Here is a 17,780-nt window from a genome sequence, read left to right as displayed (position 1 = left end):
TCACCCTAGCGCCTGGTTGATGATCGCGAATTGCGCGAGGGATTCGTCATGCGGCGGCGTGCCGTTGCGCGCCATCTTGATGACCGTATCGACGCGCCTGAGCCCGATATCTTCGAGCCAGTCCGACAGTCCGCATTCGTCCGGCGTATCGATGCGCGTGAATTTGCCGTGGTTATGATCGAGCCAATGCACGATGAGCGCTTGCGCGCGATGCGCGTGCCGCTCGTCGCCGGTCATCGCGACGACCGGGCCGATGGCATGCCCGCGCCCGAATTCACGGATGAGCGAGAAGCCCAGCACTTCGCCATTGCGTTCGAGCACGACGCCTTGGGCCACATTCAACAGCGAAGGCAGCAGCGCGCTTCTATCGAGGCCGCTTGCGCGCGATGCGAGCGCAACGAGCGTGTCAGTATCGCCGGGCTGCATCGCACGCAGCTTTTCGTCGGGCGGCACTACGATGCGCGGCAGCGTGAAATCGGCGGATTGATGCTGATGAATCGCGCCGATGCGCCTGAACCCGAGCTTCGCGTAAAGCGGCTCGCCGGCGGGCGTCGCGTGCAGCACGGTAATGCGATCGCCGAGCGCCTCGAGCAGCAGTTCCATCAGCTTGCGGCCGATGCCCTTGCCCTGGCAGTCCGGCGCTACGATCACCATGCCGAGCGATCCGCCATTGCCGCCATATGTCCAGCACAACGCGGTGCCGACCACTCGCTCGCCATCCTGCGCGATGAAGCCAGTGCCGGCATCGAGCACGAAGCGCCAGTCATCGGCTCGATGCGGCCATTTGACATCGATGGACAGCGCATGGGCCGCGGGAATGTCCCTGGCGGTGAAGGGGCGGTAGAGGAGAGTGGATGTTTCGGCGGCGGACACGGCATGCTCCACGTTAGAGGATGCCTGCCACTTTGACATGCGGCCGGGTGCGCGGATAGGACGATCCTGCTGCGTTCAACCGCTCATGCTGCCGGATTTTCCGACGGATAGTGAACGACGGCGGGCGAGATAACGGATGCGCCCTGAGTCAGATGCGCTTCTTCTATACGGTCATCGCCCATGAGATGGAACACAATCTCGCCGCGCGCAAGAAGATAATCCGCGACGATGCGTCTGTGACAACGCCACCAGACCGCCTCCGAGCACATCACGGCGCATCGCTCTTTGCGTCCGAGTTTTATCAGATGGTCGAGGCCTTTGTGAAACGACTCCGAGAGCGCGTAGTCCGCATAATTGTGAAAGCTGCGATTCTCCCAAAAGCCGTTCACATCGGGCGAGATATCTTTTGATTTGCCGCGAAGGCCGCCGAGTTCCGCAATCCGCTCATATCCGATCCGATAAGGCGCAAGGCTTTCGGGCAACGTGTTTGCGTTGAATTGCGGATTCGTCCTCGATCGCGGAACGGTACGGATATCGACAAGCCGCTTGATTTCGGCGATCTCCAGGAGCGCAGCGAGCCCTTCCACGGTGCGCGTGGAGTGTCCGACCGTGTAGAAGGGAAGGTTCATGGAGCTGGCTTCGCGTATCCGGATCTCCATGTTAGCGCAGCATGTTTCGTGCCGCGTGACCCCGGATATTTATATAGTTCGATATCCGAAGCAAATGAGGCTAACGATCCGCCGTACCACGGACGCCAAGGCAGGTCAATCCCGCCGCACCCAGTCCCAGCGCCGCCACCGCGATCCATAGAGCGATCGAGAATGATCCCGTGTGCTCGGCGATCGGCGCGGCGACCAGCGGCCCGACGATCTGTCCGAGACCGTATGCCGCCGTCGCGTAGCCCATCAGGCCGGCAGCGGCATCACCGTGCAAGCGGCGCGCCTCGCGCATCGCGAAGAGAGTGATGGCGGTGAACGGCAAGCCGACCAGCAGGCTGCCGACACCGAAGCCGAGCGCGGTCGGAAACACGATGCCGAGACAAATCCCAGCGGCCTGGATGAGATAGCACGCGGCCGACAGCAGCCGGTTGTCCCACGACAGCGGCAGCCGCGCGGCGATGAGCGCGCCGGCGATCAGCGCCAGTCCGAAGGCCGGCCAGAACAGATCGGGCCACGGCGACCCCGGCAATGCCTGTCGCGCGATCACGGGCAGGAAGGTCGCCGTGATGATGTAGCCGAATCCCGCGAGGCTGTAGAGGCTGACGAGCCCCGTCGAATCGATGCGCGCCGATGCGGGCCTGACATTGGCGGCATGGCGCACACGGCCATGCGTCGGCGCTGTGTCCCGCGCGAAGGTTCTCCATACGAATGCTCCCGCGACGCCCGAGCAGACCGCGAAACCGATCCACACCATCGGCGCGGGCACGGCGAGGGGCGCCGCCGCCGCACCCAGCAAACCGGTTGCAACGATGCCGACGCCCGGTCCCGCATAGATCACGCCGCCGAGACCGTGAGCATCGAGTTCCGCGAGCCGTCTCAAGCCCCATTGCGACGCGAACACGAACGCCCATGCGCTGACTACGCCCGCTGCGAACCGTATCGCCGCCCACAGCCAGAACAGGTGAACGAGCCCCATCGCGAGCGTCAGCATGATCGTCGACGCCAGCGCGAGACGCACCATGCGCGCGTGATCGAGACGGATCGCCGCGCACGACAGCGCGCCGATCAGATACCCGGCGTAATTGGCCGACGCGAGCCATCCGCCGTGACGGATATCGAGTGAGCCGCTTTTGAGCATTAGCGGCAGGAGCGGTGTGAACGCGAAGCGCCCGACGCCGAGGGCCACCGCGAGCACGACGGCACAGGCGAGCGCGGCATGGCGCGCGTAATGGTCAGGCAGCGACGACGTATGAGCGGGGGAAGCCATGAGTCGATGGTCGGATCGGCAATACGGCGATGCTAACTTGACCGTCGTATCTTGAAAAATGAATAATCGAGATACCATCAATCTTCTGGAAAGATCATGGACCTTGCAGCACTGACCATCTTCCGGGCCGTCGTCCACGAGAACGGCGTGACGCGGGCGGCCGCCAAGCTCAACCGCGTGCAGTCGAACGTGACGACGCGCATTCGTCAGCTCGAAGAGACGCTCGGCACCGACCTCTTCATTCGCGATGGACGCCGTCTCGTGCTGACGCCGGCCGGTGAGACCTTGCTGCCGTACGCGGAGCGGCTGCTCGCCCTCGCGGAAGAGGCCCGCCACGCGGTCAGCGAAAATCGTCCGCAAGGCCGTCTGCGGCTCGGGACGATGGAAAGCACGGCCGCGAGCCGTCTGCCCCGCGTGCTGGCGGCCTATCACCGGCGCTGGCCGCAGGTGACGCTGGAACTGACGACGGGCGTGACGCGCGCGCTCATCGAGCGCGTGCGCACGTTCGAAGTGGACGCGGCGGTGATGGCGCGGCCGCTCGAGTCCGACGCGCTGCCTTCCGGGCAGTTCGAGTCCGTGCCCGTGTTCGAAGAGGAACTGGCGCTCGTCACGCCGCGCGGGCAGCATCCCGCGGGCATGGCGCGCGATGCCGCGGGCCTCACGCTGGTGGCGTTCGAGCGCGGCTGCGCGTACCGCACGTATGCGATGCGCTGGTACGAGCAGCAGGGAATCAGACCGGCGCGCGTGCTGGAACTGGGCTCCTATCACGCGATCATCGCGTGCGTGGCGGCGGGAGCGGGCGTCGCGGTGGCGCCGCGCTCCGTGCTCGAACTCGCAGGTCTCGACGGCGAAGTGGATCTGCATTCGATCGGCGAACTCGGGCGCGTAGATACGCTGCTCGTCTGGCGCAAGGGCCACTTCTCGGCGGCGCTCAACGCGCTGCGCGATCTGCTCGTCGATGGCGCCTCACGATCTGCAAATTCGGAGATAGTCAGGCATCCATATGAAGAAGCTACCGGCGTGCGAAGTGCCGGACAAAGCAGTAAAAAATCCACGGATGGACCTTGAGCATGGCCATGACGATGGACAGCTTCGGCCGATGGTCCGAAAACATGCCGAGCAGGTGCGTGAGATGAAGCTTGTTCGAAACGCTGCACAGAATGGGTTTCGCCAGCCGATAGGTCGGCGCCTTGATCGCCGCCTGAAACGCGATCGTTCTAAAGGCGTAAATATATTTCAGCCTGAACAAGAGGTTTCGGTAATTCGGTATCGGCATCGACGCGGTGCTCTTCTCCACGCGGTCCATGATGGCAAAAAGATCCACGATCTTGGGATTGAAGCGTGTCGAAATTCCCGATTCCCGGTACATGTATGAATACAACGTGTCGGGCATGAGGCGGACGATGTTCGATTTACCGAGCGTCTGGACCGACACGCATATATCTTCGTAGATCAGTCCGGTGGGATGCTCGACCGCGAGGAAGATCGAACGCCGCACGAGCTTGTTGAAGCAGTAGGCCTGCAGCGACAGATCCATGATCCTCTCGACGGCTTCCACGCCGGTGATGACGGAGTCTCCCGTTTCGATGCGGTAATTGATCGTGCCTTCCGGGCTCACGTTCTCGGCGGCGAAGACCACGACGTCCGCATGATGTCTTTCGGCTTCGTCGATGATCCTTCGAATGAGGTCGCTATGCACGCGGTCGTCGCTGTCGACGCACAGCACGTACTCGCCGCGTGCCGCCTGAGCGGCGATCTTGCGGGTTTCGGCGAGCCCTTTGTTCTCACGGTTTTTAATAAACTTCCACGGAATTCTGTTCTGCTGTTCGAGGATGCGGCAGGTCATTTCGCCAGACCGATCAGGACTGCTATCGTCGACGGCGATGATTTCGAAGTCAGTGGAGGTTTGTGTCAGAAGCGAGTCCAGACATTCTTCAATGTAGGGCTCGACTTTGTACACAGGTAACAGGACGCTGATTTTCGGCGGAGCTGGCATGAATAATGATCTTTTCGATGCAGGTTCGGCTTTATTCAGGGAGCGACAAGCGACAACGAGTGTACTTGGATCGCCTCGATGATGTATTAGGGTTGTTCGGCAGTTCTTAAGCTGCATTCGCATGCAACCGATGCTGCGACCCCGAAAGCGCGTTGCAGTTCAACGTTTCTACAACGCAAACCCGGATGACGCAAGTTATCGGCCTGCTATCCGGTCACGAACGCGGCGGAATGCGGCGCCACGTAACGGCTACTGCGACAAAGAAGGCAATGTAGGCAAGTGTGAACATCCACAGCGGCAGGTCGAGATACAGCCAGACGCTGATCCAGCGTTGCAGGAATCCTTGCGCGCCCGGCGCTGCGGCGCGCAAATGATCTTCCATGACAGTAAGCGGGCACGGAAGATCGAGCACGGCAAGCGCCGCCACGATACCAATGGCGACTATGTGCGTCGTCCGAAATGCGCGGTTTCGTGCCCACTGGCGATTGAATGCTGCGCCTATCCATATCGCGATCAGACCGCCGACGATGAACACCACGATCAGCGCATGCAAAACGAGAACCATATCGGCGAGCGAAATCATGGGCGTTCGCGAGATTGCTCGATATCCGCAGGTCAGCGAATTTTGGCGCGCCTTTCCATCGTTTTCCCCAGCACGAAGCCTGCCAGCAAGCCGGCCACGAGAATGATCGCGCCCAGCCACCACGCGGATATTGGCGGCATTGCATCGGATCGCCCCTGTGGCGCGACGACGGCGGCGATTTCGCGGGCATCGATTTGCGTCATGTGCGCAATCTCGTCGATCCCATAGACGCAGATCTCGCCGCTCGGCAACGCGCAAAACCGCGCGGCAGGGCATTGCTTCAGGATTTTCTGCGGTACGCCTTCACCGCACGCGGCACCCGCGCCTTTCAGCACCTGGAGCGTCACGTCGGGATATTTCGTGATTTGTTCAGGCATTGGATGGACTCCTTGCCGGCGGATGGCGCGTTCAGAGAAGCTCTTTCAGCGGAAATGCGGGGGTTTCCACGGATGAAACATTACCGCCTGGAAACGTTGCTCAATCCATCCGGGTGCGCCCGCGGAACTTGAAATTTCTTCGTGCATAGAAGCGCTCGAGCTCGTGTTTCTTCGGCCGCACACCCGTAAAAACTTCGACGTAGTCCGGAATACGCTTCATTCTGACCGACATATCCTCGCCCGGCCTGGTCGACACATAACCGGCCTGCGTGAAATACGCCACCCTCGCGCGGATATCGGCGGCGCGCGGCGCATAGTCGAAACGCGCGAATAATGCAGTCAGCGCCGAAATGCGTTGCTCGTCGTCCTCCGCCATCTGTTCGGCGATTTCCGGCGCCTGCTGCGCCCAGCTACGAATCGCGGCTTCGAAGCGCGAGTCGAAGATCGTGTCGTCGAACCAGCAATCGAACACGTTCAACATCGCTTCGCACACGGTGTCCGCATACGCTTCCGTGCGCTCGATCCAGTTGCCGGTGTTCTTCTGCTTCCATCGGCCGAGCAGGGCGGAAAGCAGTTCCTCCCGATCCTTGAAAAACCAGTAGAAACTGGTCCTCGAAACATTGAGCTTCTTTCCGAGAGGCAGTATGCGGACGGCGTCCACGCCTCCTTGGAGAAGACTTTCATAGGCCGCGTCCAGCCACATATCGGCCGAACCGCGCACCATGTCGAGCGTCTGGTCCATAACATCGTTTCTCTTATCGGTCATGCGTCCCCGCGCGTCGGCTGAAGGCGAGGGCCCCACCGTCTGAATGTACACCAATGTCTCCCTGCTTGACACATGTGTACAGCAGTTCTACTCTCCCTTAATAACCGTCGTGTCGTCCCCGCTCGCTTCGAAGAGGTATCCATGTCCACGGATCCGTTGCTGCAGCCCTACACGTTGAAACATCTGACGTTCAGAAACCGGATCATGACCACGTCGCATGAACCGGCGTATGCCGAGGACGGCATGCCGAAGGAGCGCTATCGCGCTTACCACGTGGAGCGTGCGAAAGCGGGCATAGCATTGACGATGACCGCCGGTTCCGCTGCGATCTCGAAAGACAGTCCGCCGGTCTTCAACAACATCCTTGCGTATCAGGATGAAGTCGTGCCGTGGATGAAGGATCTCGTCGACGAGTGTCACGAGCACGGCGCGAAGGTGATGATTCAACTGACGCATCTGGGCCGCCGCACGCGCTGGGACAAGGGCGACTGGCTGCCCGCGGTCTCGCCGTCGCACAACCGCGAGCCGGCGCATCGGGCTTTCCCGAAGAAACTGGAGGACTGGGACATCGAGCGCATCGTCCGCGACTTCGCGGACGCGGCGGAGCGCATGAAAGCCGCGGGCCTCGACGGGCTGGAAATCGAATCATACGGACACCTGATGGATCAGTTCTGGTCGCCGCTGACCAACACGCTCGATGGTCCGTACGGCGGTCCGCTCGAAAATCGCATGCGCTTCACGTTCGACGTGCTTCGTGCGATCCGCGAGCGCGTCGGTGAGCGCTTTCTCGTCGGCATTCGCTATACGGCCGATGAGATGATCGCAGGCGGCATCACGAAGGAGGAGGGTATCGAGATATCGAAGCGCTTGAGGGACAGCGGTCTCGTCGACTTTCTCAATGTGATCCGCGGGCATCTGGAAACCGATGCGGGTCTCACGGACATCATCCCGATCATGGGGATGAAGAGCGCGCCGCACCTCGATTTCGCGGGCGAGATCCGAAAGGCGACGGACTTTCCCACGTTCCATGCGGCGCGTATCCAGGATGTCGCCACGGCGCGCTACGCCATTGAGTCGGGCAAGATCGATATGGTCGGCATGACGCGCGCGCATATGACCGATCCGCATATCGTGCGCAAGATCATCGAGCGCAGGGAAGACGATATCCGGCCTTGCGTGGGCGCGAACTACTGTCTCGACCGCATTTATCAGGGCGGCGCGGCGCTGTGCATCCATAACGCCGCAACGGGCCGCGAGCTGGAAATGCCGCATACGATTGAGCCCGCCGCGACGAAGCGAAGAATCGTCATCGTGGGCGCGGGGCCGGCGGGCCTCGAAGCCGCGCGCGTGGCGGGCGAACGAGGCCACGACGTGGTCGTGCTCGAAGCGATGAACGATCCCGGCGGCCAGATCCGGCTCACCGCGCAGAACGCGCGCCGCAAAGAGATGATCGGCATCATCGACTGGCGCATGGCGCAGTGCGAAAAGCTCGGTGTGCGCTTCAGGTTCAATACGTGGGCAGACGTGGAGACGGTGCTCGCGGAGCATCCGGATGTTGTGATTGTCGCGACCGGCGGCATGCCGCATACCGAAGTCTGCAGCGAAGGCAACGAACATGTCGTGTCTTCATGGGACATCATTTCCGGCGACGTGAAACCGGGCGCCAACGTGCTGATCTTCGACGATGCCGGCGATCACGCCGCGCTGCAGGCCGCCGAAACGATCGCGCAGGCCGGCGGCAAGGTGGAGGTGATGACGCCCGACCGCACGTTCTCGCCCGAAGTGATGAGCATGAACCTCGTGCCCTATATGCGCGCGCTGCAGAATCTCGCGACGACGTTCACGGTCACGTTTCGCCTCGAAGCCGTTCGCCGCGAAGGAAACGAACTGGTTGCGACGATCGGAAGCGATTACGGCGGCGTTCGCAAGGAGCAGCGCTACGATCAGATCGTTGTCAACCACGGCACCATTCCAATGGACGAACTGTATTTCGAGCTCAAGCCGCTATCGAAGAATCGTGGCGCGGTGAACTACGACGATCTCATCGATGGCAAGCCGCAGACCGAAGAGGCCAATCCCGAAGGACGCTTTCAGTTGTTCAGGATCGGCGATGCGGTAGCCGCACGCAACACGCACGCCGCGATCTTTGACGCGCTTCGACTGGTAAAGGATCTATAGGGGTTCGGGGACTCGCTTGCTTTTCCATCGGCTGATCCCATTGCACGCTTTTCGGGTCGGCGAAACACATCCACGAGGTCGGCTGCGCGCAGCCCTTTTCCTGGAGGAGCCTCAGGCTAAACTATGGTTCCCACGCATTGCTTTTGCAGGCGCTGAATGATCCAGGCCACGCGAGCGCAGCGAACCAAAAGATCCTCTGATCAATGAAAGGAGAGACCTCATGCCGAGCCTCGAGCGAGAGCGAGAGCGAGAGCGACCGGCCAGCCTAATCGACTCTGTCTGGCGCATGATGCTTCGCCTCGGATTTCGGCTCGCTCGCGTCTGGTGGCACATTCGGCGGCCTCGTCATGAGGGCGCGCTAGTAGCAATCTACGTCGGGCAGGCGCTATTGCTCGTGAAGTCATCGTACCGGGCCGAATGGAACTTTCCCGGCGGCAGTCTTGAGCCCGGCGAGGCGCCCGCTGCAGCGGCACAGCGCGAATTGAGGGAGGAGATCGGACTCGCGCCGTACCCGTTACTCCCCGCGGGCCGTGTCTGCGGCACTTGGGACGGGCGAAGAGACGAGGTGCACTTTTTTGAACTGCACCTCGATCGAATACCCGAGCTTCGACTCGATAACCGCGAGATTATCGCCGTGCATCTGGCATTGCCGGAGGAACTGGACGGCATCGCACTGACAGGAGCGGTGGTTGCGTATCTCGGCGGAGCGCTCTCTCGATAGTTCGGCTTTGAGTTTCGAAACACAGTCTCACCGCATCGTTGATTCATTCTGCTATTGGCGATACCCTTGGATCGTTCGTGGTCATCCAATGTTGATCAACCCGGAGGCGCCGTTTCGTGAAGCGAGCGTGGGCTTTCTCATGCATCTTCGTCTTGAGTGCGATCCTCGGCGGATGCGGCAAGGACGGATCGCGAAGTGCCGTTCAGGAGCAGGGTGCATCCGCGAGTCAGGCGCCGGTGCAGGCCGCGAGCGACACCGCCGCCGCATCGGGTGCGCAGGCGAAGGGCGGGCTAACCGCGGTCAATAAGTCGCAGTTGCCGGCGGAAGCAGCAGAAACGCTGCGTCTGATCAAAGCGGGCGGCCCTTTCCCATTCAGCGAGGACGGTGTCCTGTTCCGCAACAGCTCGGTATTGCTGCCGCAGCATCCGCGCGGCTATTACCACGCATACACGGTTCGAACACCTGGCTCGGCGGATCGCGGGCAGCGCCGCATCGTATGTGGTGGACCGCGCAGGCAGATCGGCGATTGCTACTACACCGAAGACTATTACGCCAGTTTCAAACGCATTGCGGAATAACTTCTGCCAATGAAAGACGCCCCGGGCCGTCCATAAGATCGACGCCGGGGCGTTGTGCTTCCAGAGACCGCGCCGCAAGGGCGCGCTTCTTCATGATCGATAGATCATGCCGATGCAATCGGCAAAGCTTGCGTTATCGCGCGAACAAATCCGCGAATTGCGGACGAAAGATTTTCATGCTAACGCGACTGCTTCGGCTTGCCCGTGCGGCATTTGTACTCATCCCCGACATTGCTCAATCGTAGTTGACGATAGTCACGAAGATCGTGAATCGAAGTTGGTGCCGCATTAAAGATTCATTGAGAATGCATCAAATCACGCATCGCCCAAATCTGCGAACTACCTCGCTTCAACGCGTGTTCCCCGCGTCATTGATTACATAAGGAGAAGGATCCGTGTTTTGCTACCAATGCGAACAAACCGACCGCACCAATGGACAACCCGGCTGCGCCTCAGCGAAAGGCAACTGCGGCAAGGACGCGACTACTGCGGATTTGCAAGACCTGCTGGTGCATGCTTTAAAAGGTATCGGACAGTATGGCGCGCTTGTTCGTGCTTTGGGTGAGTCGGACCGAGAGGCAGATCGCTTTATTCTATTTGGGCTTTTCACAACCCTGACCAACGTAAATTTCAACGCGGGCCGGTTCACCGCCATGCTGCGGGAAGCCGCCATTACGCGCGATCGTGTCAAGGCCAGGTGTGAGGAACTCGCGCAAGCGCGCGGAATGTCGATCGAACAATTGTCCGGTCCCGCGGCCTGGCAGCCGGGCGGGTCATTGCCTGAATTGCTTGCTCAAGCGAGCACTGTCGGCATTCAGGAAGGCCTCGAGCAACTGGGTGAGGATGTTATCGGCTTGCGCGCACTGGTTCTTTACGGACTCAAGGGCGTAGCGGCATACGCACACCATGCGCGAGTGCTCGACTATGAAAGCGAGGAAGTCTACGCCGGTGTAGAAGGCACGCTGGAGTTTCTTGCTCGCAATCCCACGGACGTCAATGCGTTGCTGGCGCAGGCTCTCGAATTGGGGCGCCTGAATCTCAAGGTTATGGAGTTGCTCGACGCTGCAAACACGGGTCGCTTCGGCACGCCGCAGCCGACCCCGGTTCGCGTGACGCCGGTGGCTGGCAAGGCCATCCTCGTATCCGGTCACGATCTCGGTGATCTGCATGCACTTCTGGAAGCGACCAAGGGCACCGGTATCCAGGTCTATACGCACGGCGAGATGCTGCCTGCGCACGGCTATCCGACGCTCAATGCCTATGATCATCTGGCAGGCAATTATGGCGGAGCCTGGCAAGACCAGCAGAGTGATTTCACGAAGTTCCCGGGACCGATTCTGATGACGTCCAACTGCATCATCGAGCCGTTGCCGATGTACCGCCAGCGTATCTTCACGACGGGTCCGGTGGGCTGGCCCGGCGTGCGCCATCTCGCGCATCACGACTTCACGACGCTCATCCAGGCGGCACAAGCGTTGCCTGGCTTCCGTGAGACGGCGCCCGTCGAAACCATCACCGTCGGCTTTGGGCATGACGCGGTTCTGGGTGTCGCCGATAAGGTCATCGATGCGGTCAAGGCCGGAAAGATCCAGCATTTCTTTTTGATCGGCGGATGTGACGGCGCCGCGCCTGGGCGCAACTATTACACGGAGTTCGCTCAACAGGCTCCGGACAATACGGTCGTGATGACGCTCGGCTGCAACAAGTACCGCTTCAATCGTCACGAGTTCGGCGACATCGATGGCATTCCCCGCCTGCTCGATATCGGTCAGTGCAACGATAGCTATTCGGCGATCCGGATCGCGACTGCCTTGGCGGGCGCGTTCGGCTGCGGTGTGAACGATCTCCCGTTGTCGCTGGTGATTTCATGGTTCGAACAAAAAGCGGCGGCAGTGTTGCTTACGCTTCTTGCTCTCGGAATCCGCAACATCAGGTTGGGGCCGACGCTTCCCGCGTTTCTCACGCCGACCGCACTCGACATCCTGGTGCAGCAGTTCGGCATCCAGCCCATCGGCGATGCCCGAACCGATCTCGCCGTGGCGCTCGCACCCCGGGCAGCGTGAGAGGCGAGGGCGCACACATGACCTGTCAAATCGAGATCACGACCCGCGACGGAATGCAGTTCGGTTTTGGCTGCGAGGCTGACCGGGACCTGCTGTCGGCGGCTGCGGAGGCGGACTATACCTTGCCGTCTCAATGCCGGAATGGCAGTTGCGGCTCGTGTCATGCAACAGTGGCCGAAGGTGACTACGATCTTCGCGAACACAGCGCGAATGCGTTGCCGCGTGGTGAAGCGGATGCGATTCTGCTATGCCGCACGGTGCCGCGCAGCGACCTGCGCATCGTCGTGCCTTACGACAGCAGCAAAGTGCTTCGCGAACCGGTGCCGGTTCGCACCGGGCGAATCGTATCGCTCGAGTGCGTGGCCACGGACACCATGCATCTCGCGTTGCTCATCGACCCCGATGATACGTATGGCAGTGCCGTGCAATTCGAAGCCGGTCAGTTTGCCGAACTCGAAATTCCAGCAAGCGATGTGCGCCGCCCCTATTCGCTCGCGAACACGAGCAACTGGGAAGGGCGCCTGGAATTCGTCATCAGGTTACAGCCGCAGGGAAGGTTTTCAACGTGGCTGCGCGAAGCGGCGCAGGTTGGCGACGCGCTCACCGTGCGTGGTCCGCAAGGTGGCTTCGGGCTGATTACGGGCAGCCTGCGGCCGCGTTGGTTCGTGGCGGGCGGGACCGGACTCGCGCCGATCATCGCGATGTTGCGGCGCATGGCCGAATACCAGGAGATGGACGAAGCCAGGCTTTTCTTCGGCGTGACGTTCGAGAGCGAGCTCTTCATGCTCGATGAACTGGCGCAACTGCAAGCTTCGATTCCGCAGCTACAGGTCACGCTCTGCGTCTGGCGAGCGGCAGAAGACTGGGGTGGTTTTTCTGGCACGCCAGCCGATGCATTGAAGCTGGCGCTGGAAGAAACCGCCGCGTGTCCGGACATCTATGTGTGCGGGCCGCCTGCGCTCGTGAATGCCGCGCGGGATGCAGCCGTTGCTGCCCGTGTGCCCGCCAGCCAGTTCGTGAGTGAACGCTTCGTGTCCTGATATCACGGCATCGAGCGGTTGCCGGCGTGGCACGCGCCGGCAACGAATGCTTGCCTCTATCTGGAGGCGAAGGCGATTTTCGCCTCTCGGCCAAGAGCGATTCGATCCTCTGTCGCAAACGTTTGGCATTCTATTTCTTACGAACGCCCGTCAAGTCTGAGCAAACGCGGCCGTTTACACGTGGATGAAAAGACGCGGCCTATCCGGCGAGCGTCGCTCCCAGGCGCCAGGCTCGCCGCGCGAACAGCACGCGGCATCCCGCGGCGGCATACGGGAATCTCTTCAACCCGTTTGAATGCCACTCGCATGCGTTTGATTCACAACAGGACGCGTCTCGCCGGTCTCAGCGCCGCGGCGCTCGTATCGTTTTCGTCGTGCGCCCGCGCCGACGATCCGCCCGTCGTACCCCTTACCGGCGGCAAGCTGCTGTTGACGGGCGGCGTCTCGGAAGTCGAAGGCGCCGCGGGCGGCGGCCTCACGCCGTGGGCCGTGATCGGCGGCTACGGCACCGCAAGCCAGCTCGGCGCGAACGCACACGGCACCTATATCCGCACTCAGGACTACGCGCTCGGCACGTGGGGTCTCACCGTGGGCGTCGCGAATCGCGTGGAGCTGTCGCTCGCGCGACAGAGCTTCGATACGCGCGATGCCGGCGCGCAACTCGGTCTCGGCGAAAACTTCAAGTTCAACCAGAACATCTTCGGCGTGAAGGTGCGCGTGCTCGGCGATGCCGTGCTCGATCAGGATACGTGGATTCCGCAAATCGCGGCGGGCGTGCAATTCAAGCACAACGAGCAAGGCAATATCGTGAAAGCGGTCGGCGCGACGAGCAATTCCGGCACCGACTTCTATCTTTCCGCGACGAAGCTCCTGCTCGCGCAAAGTCTTCTGCTCAACGGCACGCTGCGCTTCACGAAGGCGAACCAGTTCGGCCTGCTCGGATTCGGCGGCGACAGGTCCAACGCGTATCACCCGGAGTTCGACTCATCGGTGGCGTATCTGCTGTCGAAGAATGTCGCCATCGGTGGCGAATATCGCATGAAGCCGAACAATCTGTCGTTCGCGCGCGAGCAGGACGCCTACGACGCGTTTATTGCATGGGCGCCGAACAAGCATGTCTCGCTGACGACCGCGTATGTCGCGCTCGGCGATATCGCGACCATGAAGAACCAGCGCGGTCTCTATGTCTCCTTGCAGGCGGGGTTCTGATCATGAAGATGCATCACGCCGCCTTTCTGGTTCTCCTGCTCGCGAGCTTAGGCGCGAACGCGGACGACGCCCTCTACAAACAGTTCGGTGAAAAAGAAGGCCTGACGAAGATCGTCGACGACATGTACGACAACGTGCTCGCCGACCCGCGCACCGCGCCGTACTTCGACAACGCGCCCGTGAAGCGCATCAAGCTGAAGATCGTCGAGCAATTCTGCGTGCTGCTCGACGGCCCGTGTGTCTATACGGGCCGCAACATGAAGCGAACGCACGAAGGCCAGAACATAGATCGCGCCGCGTTCAACGCGGTCATCGAAGATCTGCAGGCCGCGATGGACAAGAACGGCGTGCCTTTCCACGCGCAAAACAAGCTGCTCGCGAAACTCGCACCGATGTATCGCGACGTGCAGGATCGCGAATGAACAAGCTCACATTCATGCATTCTCTTTCAAGCTTCTTCGCGGCATTCGCGATAAGCGCCACGCTCGCGCACGCCGCGAATGTGCGCGTGCAAGTGGTCGATCAGGCAGGCGCGCCCGTGCCCGACGCCATCGTCTACGCGCTGCCCGCGAGCGGCAAGCTGCCATCGACGAAGCCCGCCGGCGCGGTCATCGACCAGATCAGGCGCCGCTTCGTGCCGATGGTCTCGGTCGTGCAGACGGGCGCGTCGGTGACGTTCCCGAACAAGGACAACATCGAACACGACGTCTATTCGTTCTCGCCGCCCAAGCGCTTCGAGCTGAACCTGTATCACGGCATTCCGGCGAATCCTGTCGTGTTCGACAAGCCCGGCCTCGTCGTGATGGGCTGCAATATCCACGACTCGATGGTCGCGTACCTGCTGATCGTCGATACGCCTTGGTTCGCGAAGACCGACGCAAGCGGCGCCGCGACGATCGAAAACCTGCCCGCCGATGCATACAAGGTGATCGCGTGGCATTTCCGTCAGCGCGACGCGAACGCGCAGCCGACGCATAAGCTCAGTGTCGCCGCCGACGTCGACGCGAAGTTCGCCCTCGACCTGAAGCCAGCCGAATAGGAGACCCGACGCCCATGCTCCTTCACAGCCTGCGCGCGAGGATCGCGCTCGTCTTCGTGGTGCTGATGCTCGTCGCGCAGGCTGCGGCGTTTCTCGTCATCAACTCGGTGATTCTCAAGAACGCGCATGGCAACGCCGAGGAGCAACTGACGGTGGCCGAGCGCGTGTTCGCGCAGGTTCTCCATGGCAACAGCGAGCGATTGACGCAGGCGGCGAGCGTGGCCGCCGCGGACTTCGGCTTTCGCGAGGCGGTCGCGACGCACGACAGCAAGACCGTCGCGTCCGCGCTGCGGAATCACGGCAACCGCATTCATGCGGACGTCGTGATGCTCGTCGATCTCGATGGCAAGCTGATCGCGGACAGCGGTGATATCGGGCACGAAGGCATGGCGTTTCCATTCCCCAAGCTCATCAGGACCGTCGCGACGAAAGGCGATGCGTCGTCGTTCGGCATGATCGGCGCGCGCGCATATCAACTGGTCGCGGTGCCGGTGAAAGCGCCCATCACGATCGCATGGGTGGTGATGGGCTTCGCCATAGACGATGCCCTCGCGCGCGAGATGAGCTCGCTCACATCGCTCGACGTGTCGTTTCTCACGGTCGACGGAAACGGCGGCTGGGGCGTGCTCGCGAGCTCGCTGCCGGACGATGCGCGCGCCGCGCTCAAGGATCAGGCGCAACTCGCGGAAGACGGCTACGCCACGCGCATCGTGCGCCTGCATTCGGAAGGGCAGGCGGTCGCGGTGCTGCTCGAGCGTTCGCTTAACGAAGCGCTCGCGCCGTTTCATCGCGTGCAGTCGACGCTGCTGCTGATCACGCTGCTGGGCGTGATCGTGTCGGTCGTCGGCAGCGTGCTGACGGCGCGTTCAGTCACGCGGCCCATCGCGGCGCTCGCGCAGTTCTCGCGGCGCATCGGGCAGGGCGATTACGCCGCGCCCATCGAGATTCGCCGGAACGATGAAGTCGGCCAGCTCGCGCGCGCGTTCAACCAGATGCAGGAGGGCATTGCAGAGCGCGAGAAGCGCATCACGGAACTCGCGTACATGGACCGGTTGACGGGCCTGCCGAATCGCGCGCTCTTCACTGACCGTCTGCAGCAGGCCATCGCCGCCGCGATGCGCGGCAATTACCCGCTCTCCGTGATGATGATGGATCTCGACCGCTTCAAGTACGTGAACGACACGCTCGGGCATCCGATCGGCGACATGCTGCTGTGCGAAGTGGCGAAGCGTCTGCGCGCCACGCTGCAGCGGGAGACCGACACGGTCGCGCGTCTTGGCGGCGACGAGTTCGCCGTGCTTCTGCCCACCGACGATCTCGCGGCGGCGCGGCTGCTCGCTGCCCGCATGCTGCGCGCGCTGGAGGAGCCGATCATGATCGAAGGGCAACTCGTCGATGTGGGCGCGAGCATCGGCATTGTCAGTTTTCCGCAGAACGGCGCGGACATGAACGTGCTCCTGCGCCGCGCCGATATCGCGATGTATGTGGCCAAGCGCTCCAACCTCGGCTTCGCGCTCTACGACGAACGTCACGACCAGAACAGCGCCGAACGACTCTCGCTGATGAGCGAATTGCGTCAGGCGGTCGAGCACGATCAGCTGACGCTCCACTATCAGCCGAAGGTCGATCTCGCGACGCATCGCGTGAAGTATGTCGAGGCGCTCGTGCGCTGGGATCATCCGACGCGCGGCTTCATCTCGCCTGACCAGTTCATCCCTTTCGCGGAGCAGACAGGCTACATCAAGACGATATCGCGCTGGGTCGCCGACAAGGCGATCGGACAATGCGCGGCGTGGCGCGAGCAGGGCATCGAGCTGGCGGTGTCGGTGAATGTGTCGGCGCGCGAACTCATTCAGTCGTCGCTGCCGGAGACCTTTCAAGGCCTGCTCCACAAGCACGGCGTCGCGCCCGAATGGATCTGGATCGAGATCACCGAGAGCGCGATCATGGACGACCCGAATCACGCCATCGAAACGCTCGACCGGTTGCATGCGCTGGGCATCCGCCTGTCCATCGACGATTTCGGCACGGGTTACTCATCGCTGTCGTATCTGAAGCGCATGCCCGTCGATGAGCTGAAGATCGACAAGTCCTTCGTGATGGGCATGTCGCAGCACAAGGACGACGAGACCATCGTGCGCTCGACGATCGATCTCGGGCACAACATGGGTCTGAAGGTGGTGGCGGAAGGCGTGGAGAGCGAGGAGATGCTGGAGCGGCTCAGGACGCTGCGCTGCGATCTGGCGCAGGGCTATCACCTGAGCAGGCCACTGCCGCCGGCGAAGCTGGAGGCATGGCTCGACGTGTGGCAGACGCAACGCACGGTGACGCACGAGGCTTGAGGCTTGCGCGCCTTCGCCGCTCGCGGTCGTGGCGAGCGGTCGAGAACTATGTGAAGATCCAGGGAGTGGTTGAGACGCGATTCATCCGT

Annotated in this window: 17 protein-coding genes; 10 read left to right on the top strand and 7 right to left on the bottom strand. The window is 61.7% G+C overall.

Annotation, left to right across the window (positions count from 1 at the left end; genetic code table 11):
- From AC1Z32_RS38330 to AC1Z32_RS38320, 3 genes are all read right to left on the bottom strand, one after another.
- Complete coding sequence (locus tag AC1Z32_RS38330; RefSeq protein WP_483484063.1) at window positions 1-873, bottom strand: GNAT family N-acetyltransferase; 873 nt, start codon at window positions 871-873, stop codon at window positions 1-3.
- 83 nt (window positions 874-956) lie between these two features.
- A complete protein-coding gene (locus tag AC1Z32_RS38325; RefSeq protein ID WP_483484155.1) occupies window positions 957-1,502 on the bottom strand; it encodes a DUF488 domain-containing protein in 546 nt (181 codons plus the stop codon).
- A gap of 100 nt (window positions 1,503-1,602) precedes the next feature.
- Complete coding sequence (locus AC1Z32_RS38320; protein ID WP_483484062.1) at window positions 1,603-2,799, bottom strand: YbfB/YjiJ family MFS transporter; 1,197 nt, start codon at window positions 2,797-2,799, stop codon at window positions 1,603-1,605.
- Between the two features lie 96 nt (window positions 2,800-2,895).
- Between AC1Z32_RS38320 and AC1Z32_RS38315 the strand changes: the two genes are divergently transcribed.
- Window positions 2,896-3,867 (top strand): LysR family transcriptional regulator, encoded by a 972-nt coding sequence (locus tag AC1Z32_RS38315; RefSeq protein WP_483484061.1) that lies wholly within the window; start codon window positions 2,896-2,898, stop codon window positions 3,865-3,867.
- On the opposite strand, the gene AC1Z32_RS38310 is transcribed toward AC1Z32_RS38315, so the two are convergent.
- From AC1Z32_RS38310 to AC1Z32_RS38295, 4 genes are all read right to left on the bottom strand, one after another.
- Complete coding sequence (locus AC1Z32_RS38310) at window positions 3,812-4,795, bottom strand: glycosyltransferase family 2 protein (protein WP_483484060.1); 984 nt, start codon at window positions 4,793-4,795, stop codon at window positions 3,812-3,814. The genes AC1Z32_RS38315 and AC1Z32_RS38310 overlap by 56 nt on opposite strands.
- A 214-nt stretch (window positions 4,796-5,009) precedes the next feature.
- Window positions 5,010-5,378 carry a DUF2784 domain-containing protein gene (locus AC1Z32_RS38305; RefSeq protein WP_483484059.1) on the bottom strand — a complete coding sequence of 123 codons (369 nt, stop codon included), beginning with the start codon at window positions 5,376-5,378 and terminating at the stop codon, window positions 5,010-5,012.
- A gap of 32 nt (window positions 5,379-5,410) precedes the next feature.
- A complete protein-coding gene (locus AC1Z32_RS38300) occupies window positions 5,411-5,725 on the bottom strand; it encodes a hypothetical protein (protein ID WP_483484058.1) in 315 nt (104 codons plus the stop codon).
- Between the two features lie 130 nt (window positions 5,726-5,855).
- Window positions 5,856-6,497 (bottom strand): TetR/AcrR family transcriptional regulator, encoded by a 642-nt coding sequence (locus AC1Z32_RS38295; RefSeq protein WP_483484057.1) that lies wholly within the window; start codon window positions 6,495-6,497, stop codon window positions 5,856-5,858.
- 165 nt (window positions 6,498-6,662) lie between these two features.
- On the opposite strand from AC1Z32_RS38295, the gene AC1Z32_RS38290 reads away from it, so the two are divergent.
- The 9 genes from AC1Z32_RS38290 to AC1Z32_RS38250 all read left to right on the top strand — a co-directional run bounded on the left by AC1Z32_RS38290 (window position 6,663) and on the right by AC1Z32_RS38250 (window position 17,691).
- The gene (locus AC1Z32_RS38290; protein WP_483484056.1) at window positions 6,663-8,699 is read left to right on the top strand and encodes an oxidoreductase; all 2,037 of its coding nucleotides are present in this window, start codon (window positions 6,663-6,665) and stop codon (window positions 8,697-8,699) included.
- Between the two features lie 220 nt (window positions 8,700-8,919).
- A complete protein-coding gene (locus AC1Z32_RS38285; protein WP_483484055.1) occupies window positions 8,920-9,420 on the top strand; it encodes an NUDIX domain-containing protein in 501 nt (166 codons plus the stop codon).
- A 116-nt stretch (window positions 9,421-9,536) separates the two neighbouring features.
- Complete coding sequence (locus tag AC1Z32_RS38280; RefSeq protein WP_483484054.1) at window positions 9,537-9,998, top strand: ribonuclease; 462 nt, start codon at window positions 9,537-9,539, stop codon at window positions 9,996-9,998.
- A gap of 395 nt (window positions 9,999-10,393) precedes the next feature.
- On the top strand, window positions 10,394-12,061 hold the full coding sequence (hcp, locus tag AC1Z32_RS38275) for a hydroxylamine reductase (protein ID WP_483484053.1): 1,668 nt from the start codon (window positions 10,394-10,396) through the stop codon (window positions 12,059-12,061).
- 17 nt (window positions 12,062-12,078) lie between these two features.
- Complete coding sequence (locus AC1Z32_RS38270) at window positions 12,079-13,101, top strand: FAD-binding oxidoreductase (protein WP_483484052.1); 1,023 nt, start codon at window positions 12,079-12,081, stop codon at window positions 13,099-13,101.
- Window positions 13,102-13,407: 306 nt separating this feature from the next.
- Window positions 13,408-14,310 carry a DUF3034 family protein gene (locus AC1Z32_RS38265; protein ID WP_483484051.1) on the top strand — a complete coding sequence of 301 codons (903 nt, stop codon included), beginning with the start codon at window positions 13,408-13,410 and terminating at the stop codon, window positions 14,308-14,310.
- Between the two features lie 2 nt (window positions 14,311-14,312).
- Window positions 14,313-14,732 (top strand): group I truncated hemoglobin, encoded by a 420-nt coding sequence (locus tag AC1Z32_RS38260; RefSeq protein ID WP_483484050.1) that lies wholly within the window; start codon window positions 14,313-14,315, stop codon window positions 14,730-14,732.
- A complete protein-coding gene (locus tag AC1Z32_RS38255) occupies window positions 14,729-15,349 on the top strand; it encodes a methylamine utilization protein (protein WP_483484049.1) in 621 nt (206 codons plus the stop codon). The genes AC1Z32_RS38260 and AC1Z32_RS38255 overlap by 4 nt, the downstream gene beginning before the upstream one ends.
- A gap of 14 nt (window positions 15,350-15,363) precedes the next feature.
- The gene (locus AC1Z32_RS38250; protein WP_483484048.1) at window positions 15,364-17,691 is read left to right on the top strand and encodes a putative bifunctional diguanylate cyclase/phosphodiesterase; all 2,328 of its coding nucleotides are present in this window, start codon (window positions 15,364-15,366) and stop codon (window positions 17,689-17,691) included.
- Window positions 17,692-17,780 lie beyond the last annotated feature (89 nt).

This window comes from Caballeronia sp. 11_S32 (genome assembly GCF_056930355.1).
Note: the sequence above shows the minus strand (reverse complement) of the source record. Positions and strands in the feature narration are given on the sequence as shown.

What these genes read in the sequence shown, in the direction of transcription:
- AC1Z32_RS38285 (WP_483484055.1), top strand. Translation starts at nt 8,920, where the DNA reads ATGCCGAGCCTCGAGCGAGAGCGAGAGCGAGAGCGACCGGCCAGCCTA.
- AC1Z32_RS38260 (WP_483484050.1), top strand. Translation starts at nt 14,313, where the DNA reads ATGAAGATGCATCACGCCGCCTTTCTGGTTCTCCTGCTCGCGAGCTTA.
- AC1Z32_RS38295 (WP_483484057.1), bottom strand. Translation starts at nt 6,497, where the DNA reads ATGGACCAGACGCTCGACATGGTGCGCGGTTCGGCCGATATGTGGCTG.
- AC1Z32_RS38315 (WP_483484061.1), top strand. Translation starts at nt 2,896, where the DNA reads ATGGACCTTGCAGCACTGACCATCTTCCGGGCCGTCGTCCACGAGAAC.
- AC1Z32_RS38250 (WP_483484048.1), top strand. Translation starts at nt 15,364, where the DNA reads ATGCTCCTTCACAGCCTGCGCGCGAGGATCGCGCTCGTCTTCGTGGTG.
- AC1Z32_RS38305 (WP_483484059.1), bottom strand. Translation starts at nt 5,378, where the DNA reads ATGATTTCGCTCGCCGATATGGTTCTCGTTTTGCATGCGCTGATCGTG.
- AC1Z32_RS38320 (WP_483484062.1), bottom strand. Translation starts at nt 2,799, where the DNA reads ATGGCTTCCCCCGCTCATACGTCGTCGCTGCCTGACCATTACGCGCGC.
- AC1Z32_RS38265 (WP_483484051.1), top strand. Translation starts at nt 13,408, where the DNA reads ATGCGTTTGATTCACAACAGGACGCGTCTCGCCGGTCTCAGCGCCGCG.
- AC1Z32_RS38255 (WP_483484049.1), top strand. Translation starts at nt 14,729, where the DNA reads ATGAACAAGCTCACATTCATGCATTCTCTTTCAAGCTTCTTCGCGGCA.
- AC1Z32_RS38310 (WP_483484060.1), bottom strand. Translation starts at nt 4,795, where the DNA reads ATGCCAGCTCCGCCGAAAATCAGCGTCCTGTTACCTGTGTACAAAGTC.
- AC1Z32_RS38290 (WP_483484056.1), top strand. Translation starts at nt 6,663, where the DNA reads ATGTCCACGGATCCGTTGCTGCAGCCCTACACGTTGAAACATCTGACG.
- AC1Z32_RS38325 (WP_483484155.1), bottom strand. Translation starts at nt 1,502, where the DNA reads ATGAACCTTCCCTTCTACACGGTCGGACACTCCACGCGCACCGTGGAA.
- AC1Z32_RS38270 (WP_483484052.1), top strand. Translation starts at nt 12,079, where the DNA reads ATGACCTGTCAAATCGAGATCACGACCCGCGACGGAATGCAGTTCGGT.